Here is a 6701-nt window from a genome sequence, read left to right as displayed (position 1 = left end):
TGGCCACCCTGCTCGGCCGCGCCGGGCGGTGCGGAGGCGGGCGGCGCGGCTGTGGCGGGCGCGGACGCCGAGGGCGCGTCCGGGCCCGGACGGCGGGTGCGGGTCGTGCTCGTCGACGACCACCGGATGTTCCGTACGGGCGTGCAGGCCGAGATCGGCCAGACCGAGCGCACCGGCGTCGAGGTCGTCGGCGAGGCGGCCGACGTCGACCAGGCGGTCTCCGTCATCACCGCCACCAGACCCGAGGTCGTCCTCCTCGACGTGCACCTGCCGGGCGGCGGCGGCGTCGAGGTCCTGCGCCGCTGCGCCTCCCTGATGACCGCGCCCGAGAACGCCGTGCGCTTCCTGGCCCTCTCCGTCTCCGACGCCGCCGAGGACGTGATCGGCGTGATCCGCGGCGGCGCGCGCGGCTACGTCACCAAGACGATCACCGGCACGGACCTGGTCGACTCGATCTTCCGCGTCCAGGAAGGCGACGCGGTGTTCTCGCCCCGGCTGGCGGGCTTCGTCCTCGACGCCTTCGCCTCGACCGACGCCCCGCCGGTCGACGAGGACCTGGACCGCCTCACCCAGCGCGAACGCGAGGTCCTGCGCCTGATCGCCCGCGGCTACGCCTACAAGGAGATCGCCAAACAGCTTTTCATCTCCGTGAAGACGGTCGAGTCCCATGTCTCGGCCGTACTGAGGAAGCTTCAGCTCTCCAACCGGCACGAGCTGACTCGGTGGGCCACGGCCCGCCGTCTGGTGTGAGCCGCAGCTCGAACCACACCGTCTTGCCGATGCCGCAGGCGCGTGGCTCCGCGGCCCAGGCGTCCGCGAGCGCGGCGACCAGGGCCAGGCCCCGGCCGGAGACGTCGTCCGGGGCGGCCTGACGGGGCTGCGGAAGCGTCCCGTTCGCGTCGGACACCTCCACGCGGAGCCGGTCCGCCGCGAGTGCGCACCGGGCCCAGATCTCCCGGCCCGGCGAGACCGTGGCGTGCCGGTACGCGTTCGTCGTCAGCTCGCTGAGCAGCAGTTCGGCGGTGTCGGTCACCTCGTCCGGGAGCTTCCACGCGCTGGCCTGTTCGCGCAGCAGCGCCCGGACCAGGCCCACGCTGCGCGGGTGCCGCGACAGTCGCCACTCGATGTCACGCGGGGGAGGGGGAGTTCGCTCGTTCACGGGCAAAGCGTGCTGGTCACGCCCTACCGTGGGTGAGTAGCCACACGGGTACAGAGGGTTCCTGTACCCGTCGTGGACCTGAGAGGTGGGGTGCCGTGACCGAGGGGAACTCTCAGCCGGCCTGGCGTTACTGCGGCAGCCAGATCAAGCTCTGGCGCGCGGACGCGGGGGTGAGCCGCCAGTCGCTCGCCGACGAGGCGAGCTATGACTACGAGTACGTCAAGTCCATGGAGAACGGCCGCAGACGGCCGACGCTGCGGTTGTTGCAGGTGGCGGATCAGTTGTGCGGCGCGGGTGGGAAGTTGCGCGCGGCGCATGAGCATCTGAAGCCGGAGCCGTTCGCTGAACGTGCGCGCGAGTACGTGCTGATCGAAGCCGAGGCGATCACGATCCAGTGGTACGAGCCGTTGCTCATCCCTGGCCTGCTCCAGACTGAGGCGTACATGCGGGAACTGTTCGACGACAACTGCCCTGCTCTGGACGAAGAGACGGTGGCTGAGCGGGTGGCAGCCCGACTGAAGCGGCAGGAGAAGCTGACCAGCAGGCCGCCAACGCACTTCAGCTACGTGATCCACGAGGCGGCGCTGCGTTCGATGGTGGGCAGTGATGAGGTCATGAAGGGCCAGCTCGGCCACTTGCTGGGGGTGGGCAAGCGGCGTCACCTGTCGATTCAGGTTCTGCCCTTCGCCCTTGCGCCTGCTGCGGCACTCAACGGGCCGATGGTGCTTGTGGAGACCGCTGAACACGAGCGGTGTGCCTTCGTGGATGGGCAAGAGACGGGTGCACTCTACGGCGATGGAGGCAAGCTCAGCATCCTCACCCAACGCTATGGCATGATCCGCATGCAGGCGCTCAGCGTTGAGGAGTCTGCCCGGTTCATCAGGAAGGTGGCGGAGGAGCTGTGAGCAACCAGCTGTCGTGGTTCAAGTCCAGCTACAGCGACTCGTCGGGCAGTGCCTGCCTCGAAGTCGCCTACGCCTGGCGGAAGTCCAGCTACAGCGACACCGAAGGCAGTGACTGCCTCGAAGTCGCCGCCTGCCCGCACGCCGTGCATGTCCGGGACTCGAAGCTTGGGGCTCAAAGCCCCCAGTTCGCCGTGGCCGCCGACGCCTGGGGCGCGTTCGTGGCGCACGCGCGGGGGGTCTGACAGTCGGGGCTTGAGCTTCGAGGTTCGGGGGTCGAGAGTCGAGCTCCCTTTATGTGGAATGGGTGGGTAGTTAGAGAGGGTGTGACCACCCTCCCTCCCTTACCAACGCGCGTGCGTGCCAGCCGATATGACTATTGGTGATCGGATTGCCACGGGGTGTCGCGAGGCTCTAGGTTCGCCACAACAAGCGACCCCGGCGGGTGTTAGCGCACCGACCGGGGTCTGACCTCAAGATCGTCAGGAGCGATCCCGTGGCTTCCGAAGACCTTAACGCGCCCCTGCCCGCGTCCGTACACCCCATGGCCAACCCCGGTTTCGGGAAGCGCTCCGCGCCTGATCAAGAGCCCCGTCGGCCGGGCGAGTTCGGCCATCTGCCCGCGCGTGCCGCGTACGTCGCCGGGTTCCTCGACCGGCTGGTCGAGGGGTCAGCGATGGACGCCAAAACCCTCGCCAAGGCGATCCCGCTCTACGGTCAGCAGGCCGTCCGTACCGCGCTCAACGAGCTGTCGGCGGCCGGGCATCTGCGCCGGGTGCGTCGACGTGCCGAGACGGCGGACGGGACTACGCGGTGGGTGTTCCACACGTTCTGGTCCCGAACCGCACGGGATGACGCATGGTGGTCGCGCGTCATCGACGGTGACGTGCCGTCACCGTCACTGTCGCCGCCACCCCCGCCCCCGCCCCCGCAGCGGCAGGCCGACGCCGAGACGCGGCAGCACGCGCGGCCCGCGCCGCAGGATCCGAAGCCGCAGGATCCGACGCCGCAGCCGTCGGCCGCGTACGCCGCACTCGCGCGGGTCGGCCGCGCCGAGCCCCGTATGGCGCTGTCCGCAGCGGACTGCGCGGCGCTGGAAGAGCTGGCCGCCGAGTGGCTCGCGCGGGGGGCCAGCGCGGGCCAGCTCGTACAGGCGCTCACGGCCGGGCTCCCCGAGCCGGTCCACTCTCCGCGCGCCCTCGCGCACCGGCGGCTGACCAGCAAGATGCCGCCCGAGCTGCCAGCGGCCGGTGCGTCTCGCACGCTGCTGGAGTGCACCGACTGCGGCGTCCCCGGCAGCCCGGCCGCCCTGCCGGGCGGCCTGTGCCGCGCGTGCCGTACGGCCCCGGACCCGGCCGCAGGACGGCCCGCGTCGCCAGCCGCGCGTGCGCGACTCGACGCCGCTGACGTGCGCGAGCGCACGGACCGGCTGCGCGGCACTCTGGCGGGTACTGGGCGAAGTGCGAGGGGCGTATGAGCGCGCAGCCGGTTGAGCCGCAAGAGACGAGCGCCTACTACCAGCTCCGGGACCTCGCCAACGTCATCGTGGACGTGGCGGATCGGCGGGGTGAGCGCGTGCGTGCTGATGTCGGCGGTCAGGCGATCCGGGTCACGTTGGCCGACTCGTCTCCCCGTCACGGACGCATCGTCCCGATCCTTGCCGCTGGCGGCAGACTCCCGAGTTGTTCGGACCGTCGTGGTCGACGGTGCACCGACGCTTTGTCGAGTGGAGCGAGGCCCGAGTGTGGGCCAAGCTCCACCGCCTGGTCCTCGATGAACTCGGCTCGAACGGCGACCTCGACTGGTCGCGGTGCGCGATCGACTCGGTGAACATGCGGGCGGTGAAAGGGGGGACCTGACAGGCCCGAATCCTGTAGACAGGGGCAAGAAAGGATCAAAGATCCACTTGATCACCGAGCGGACCGGTCTGCCCCTCTCCATCGGAATCTCCGCCGCGAACACCCATGACAGCCAGGGACTTGAAGCCCTGGTCCGGGACATACCGCCGATCCGCTCGCGCCGCGGCCCCAGGCGGCGCCGTACCGCCAAACTCCACGCGGACAAGGGCTACGACTACGACCACCTGCGCCGATGGCTCCGCTCCCGCAACATCACACCCCGCATTGCCCGCCGAGGGATCGAGTTCTCAACCCGCCTGGGACGGCATCGGTGGACCGTCGAGCACACCGTGAGCTGGCTGGGCGGCTTCCGCCGCCTGCACCGCCGCTACGAGCGCGGGGCCGAACACTTCCTCGCCTTCGTCGGCATCGCCGCCGCCCTCATCTGCTACCGCCGACTCGCAAGGTAGCTACACCTGCACACGTACCAGGTCAGCGCCACTCGGGCGGAATGTTGGAGAGCTGCTTCAGCAGGTCCCAGCCGGCCGGCCGGACCTTTGGGTCGTGCCACTGAGCGCCATTGGCGACCCAGAATCCACGTAGTTCGCGGACCTGCGACACGTTGTCATCGCCGATGCCGGACTCGTTGTAGCAGCAAGGGCAGATGACGTACTGCGGCACGCCGTACTCGTTGAACACCGCTTCGCCAACGTCGTACCCGCAGATCCGGCAAGCGGTCTCGGTCTTGTCTTCCACGCTCATCTCGACCACACCCTACCGACCGACGCCAGATGCAACGACCTCTTAGTAGTGGTAGCGGGCCTTCAGGATGACGATTTCTTTCTCGGTGGCCCGGTAGATGAGGCGGTGCTCGTCGTCGATGCGGCGAGACCAGTAGCCGGACAGGTCGCCTTTCAGGGGTTCGGGCTTGCCGATGCCGCCGAACGGGTCGCGCTGGACCTCTCCGATGAGGCGGACGAGTCTACGGAACAGCTTCTTGTCGGTCGCTTGCCAGTGCAGGAAGTCGTCCCAGCCGCTGGGGCGGAACCTCACGTCCCTCACCGATCGGGCTCGCCTTCCGTCAGGGCCTCCAGCTCCTCCAGGGTCTTGGTGACCATGGGGGTGTCGGCTGCCTTGTCATCGGCGACGGCGGCCATGAGGCGGGCGGCGTTGGCCGGGGACCGCAGAAGGTAGACGGTCTCCTGCCAGGAGCGGTAGTCGTCGGCGGACATCAGGACGGCGTCGCCGTTCTTGGACGCGATCTCCACCGGCTCGTGGTCGTCGTTGACCTGCTGGATGAGCGGGAACAGGCGGGCGCGGGCGTCGCTGGCGCTTATGGCCATCGGGCTCCCCTCTCGTCAGTGGTACGGGATCATCGTACCGCTCTTGGCGTCTGAGTGGTACGGATTTCTGGTACGACTGGTACGGCTGGTGCGAGGGGGTCGGTCAGGCCACTCTGGGTCGGGTCGCCGAGCGTTCAGTCAGCGCACCAGCAGGTCGATCACGCCCGTCAGGTCCTCCTCGCCGCTGCCCTTGGCCAGGCGGCGGCGCATCAGCTCGAAGTACGGGCTGAGCAGGTCCGTGCTGACGCCCTGCTCCTCGGCCGTGCTCAGGATCGTCGGAGTGGCGGCCACCTGCATCGCGAGATTGGAGACGACGTCCTTGGCGTAGTCGCCGCTGCGCAGCTGTTCGGCGGTCTGGTGAACTGCCGGAGCCATCGCGGTCAGCCAGTCGGCGAGCAGCGGGGCGAGCGACGCGGGGGCGATGTCTTCCTTACGGATCAGGGCGAAGGCGTGCGCGGCCCCGGAGAACATCCCGTACATGGCGCTGAGCAGGGCCACGTCGTGCAGGGCGGCGAAGCCCGCGTCCTCGCCGACGTAGGTGGTGCCGTCCGGGACGCCGAGCACGTCCCGGTACCGCTCGAACAGCTCCCGCGAGCCGCTGTAGAAGGTGTAGGCGCCGGTCTCCGGGACGCCGATCATCGGCGGGACCGCCATGATCCCGCCGTCCAGGTAACGGGCGCCGCGCTCGCGGGCCCACTCGGCGCGGGCGCGGGCCTGGGCGGGGGTGCTGGTGGTCAGGTTGACCAGGTCACGGCCGGTCAGGTCGACGCCGGTCAGCGTCTCTTCGACCGACGCGTCGTCCAGCAGGCAGACGACGACCAGGGGGTTCGCCGCGACTGCCGCGGCGGCGCTGTCCGCGACCCTCGCGCCCTCGGCGGCGAGCGCCGCGGCGCGGGCCGGGGTGCGGTTCCAGACGGTGAGCGGGTGGCCTGCGGCAAGCCAGGCGCGGGCCAGCGCGGTTCCCATCGCGCCGAGGCCGAGCAGGGTGACGGGGGTCTTCTCAACGGCGTTCTGTGTCATGTCGATTAGGCTGGCCGAGGGCCCGGAGGTGATCAAGTACGCACTTCCGAGTGGGTGGTTACTTCAGGGTGAGCGAGCAGGTCAGAAGGGCGGGGCATGGCAACGCTGAACCGGCCGGGTGCATCAGGCGAACAATCCTGCGGGGTCGAAACCGCGATAGAGGTGATCGGCGGCAAGTGGAAGGTGCTGATCCTCTGGACGCTGCACGAGCGACCTCGCCGCCGTTTCGGCGAGCTGCGCCGACTGCTCCCAGGGGTCACTGAGAAGGTGCTCGCCTCCCACCTGCGCGAGATGGAGGCGGACGGCGTCGTGGACCGCGTCTCCTACGACGAGGTGCCGCCCCGCGTCGAGTACTCGCTGACCGAGGCCGGTGAGCGCCTCAACGAGGCGCTTGAGCCGTTGGCCGTGTGGGGGCGTGAGCGGCCGACCGGTTCCCGTG

9 protein-coding genes and 2 pseudogenes are annotated in these 6701 nt (G+C 69.5%); 6 read left to right on the top strand and 5 right to left on the bottom strand.

What is annotated here, in order from left to right; genetic code table 11:
- Positions 1-51 precede the first annotated feature (51 nt).
- Positions 52-750: a LuxR C-terminal-related transcriptional regulator gene (locus ACX6XY_RS25890; RefSeq protein WP_460335511.1), complete on the top strand. Its 699-nt coding sequence runs from the start codon at positions 52-54 to the stop codon at positions 748-750.
- Here the strand turns inward: ACX6XY_RS25890 and ACX6XY_RS25885 are convergent.
- A complete protein-coding gene (locus tag ACX6XY_RS25885; protein WP_460335505.1) occupies positions 641-1159 on the bottom strand; it encodes an ATP-binding protein in 519 nt (172 codons plus the stop codon). The two genes, ACX6XY_RS25890 and ACX6XY_RS25885, sit on opposite strands and share 110 nt — an antisense overlap.
- A gap of 95 nt (positions 1160-1254) precedes the next feature.
- On the opposite strand from ACX6XY_RS25885, the gene ACX6XY_RS25880 reads away from it, so the two are divergent.
- From ACX6XY_RS25880 to ACX6XY_RS25865, 4 genes and pseudogenes are all read left to right on the top strand, one after another.
- Complete coding sequence (locus ACX6XY_RS25880; RefSeq protein ID WP_460335502.1) at positions 1255-2064, top strand: helix-turn-helix domain-containing protein; 810 nt, start codon at positions 1255-1257, stop codon at positions 2062-2064.
- The gene (locus tag ACX6XY_RS25875) at positions 2061-2306 is read left to right on the top strand and encodes a DUF397 domain-containing protein (protein WP_460335499.1); all 246 of its coding nucleotides are present in this window, start codon (positions 2061-2063) and stop codon (positions 2304-2306) included. The genes ACX6XY_RS25880 and ACX6XY_RS25875 overlap by 4 nt, the downstream gene beginning before the upstream one ends.
- 251 nt (positions 2307-2557) lie before the next feature.
- Entirely contained in the window at positions 2558-3538 is a 981-nt protein-coding gene (locus ACX6XY_RS25870; RefSeq protein WP_460335496.1) for a hypothetical protein, read from the top strand.
- 181 nt (positions 3539-3719) lie between these two features.
- A pseudogene (locus ACX6XY_RS25865) lies at positions 3720-4369 on the top strand (IS5 family transposase); the annotation flags it as partial.
- A 22-nt stretch (positions 4370-4391) separates the two neighbouring features.
- Here the strand turns inward: ACX6XY_RS25865 and ACX6XY_RS25860 are convergent.
- The 4 genes from ACX6XY_RS25860 to ACX6XY_RS25845 form a co-directional block, all read right to left on the bottom strand.
- Positions 4392-4661, bottom strand: coding sequence for a hypothetical protein (locus ACX6XY_RS25860; protein ID WP_460335493.1), 270 nt, complete (start codon positions 4659-4661; stop codon positions 4392-4394).
- Positions 4662-4703: 42 nt separating this feature from the next.
- Complete coding sequence (locus tag ACX6XY_RS25855) at positions 4704-4961, bottom strand: Txe/YoeB family addiction module toxin (RefSeq protein ID WP_460335490.1); 258 nt, start codon at positions 4959-4961, stop codon at positions 4704-4706.
- A complete protein-coding gene (locus ACX6XY_RS25850) occupies positions 4958-5242 on the bottom strand; it encodes a type II toxin-antitoxin system Phd/YefM family antitoxin (RefSeq protein WP_460335487.1) in 285 nt (94 codons plus the stop codon). The genes ACX6XY_RS25855 and ACX6XY_RS25850 overlap by 4 nt, the downstream gene beginning before the upstream one ends.
- Positions 5243-5380: 138 nt before the next feature.
- A complete protein-coding gene (locus tag ACX6XY_RS25845; RefSeq protein WP_460335484.1) occupies positions 5381-6262 on the bottom strand; it encodes an NAD(P)-dependent oxidoreductase in 882 nt (293 codons plus the stop codon).
- A 96-nt stretch (positions 6263-6358) separates the two neighbouring features.
- Between ACX6XY_RS25845 and ACX6XY_RS25840 the strand changes: the two are divergent.
- Positions 6359-6622, top strand: a pseudogene (locus tag ACX6XY_RS25840) (winged helix-turn-helix transcriptional regulator); the annotation flags it as partial.
- Positions 6623-6701: the final 79 nt, after the last annotated feature.

It is taken from the genome of Streptomyces sp. O3 (assembly GCF_054788135.1).
The sequence above is the reverse complement of the archived record's forward strand: the minus strand, read 5'-3'. Positions and strand labels throughout refer to the sequence as shown.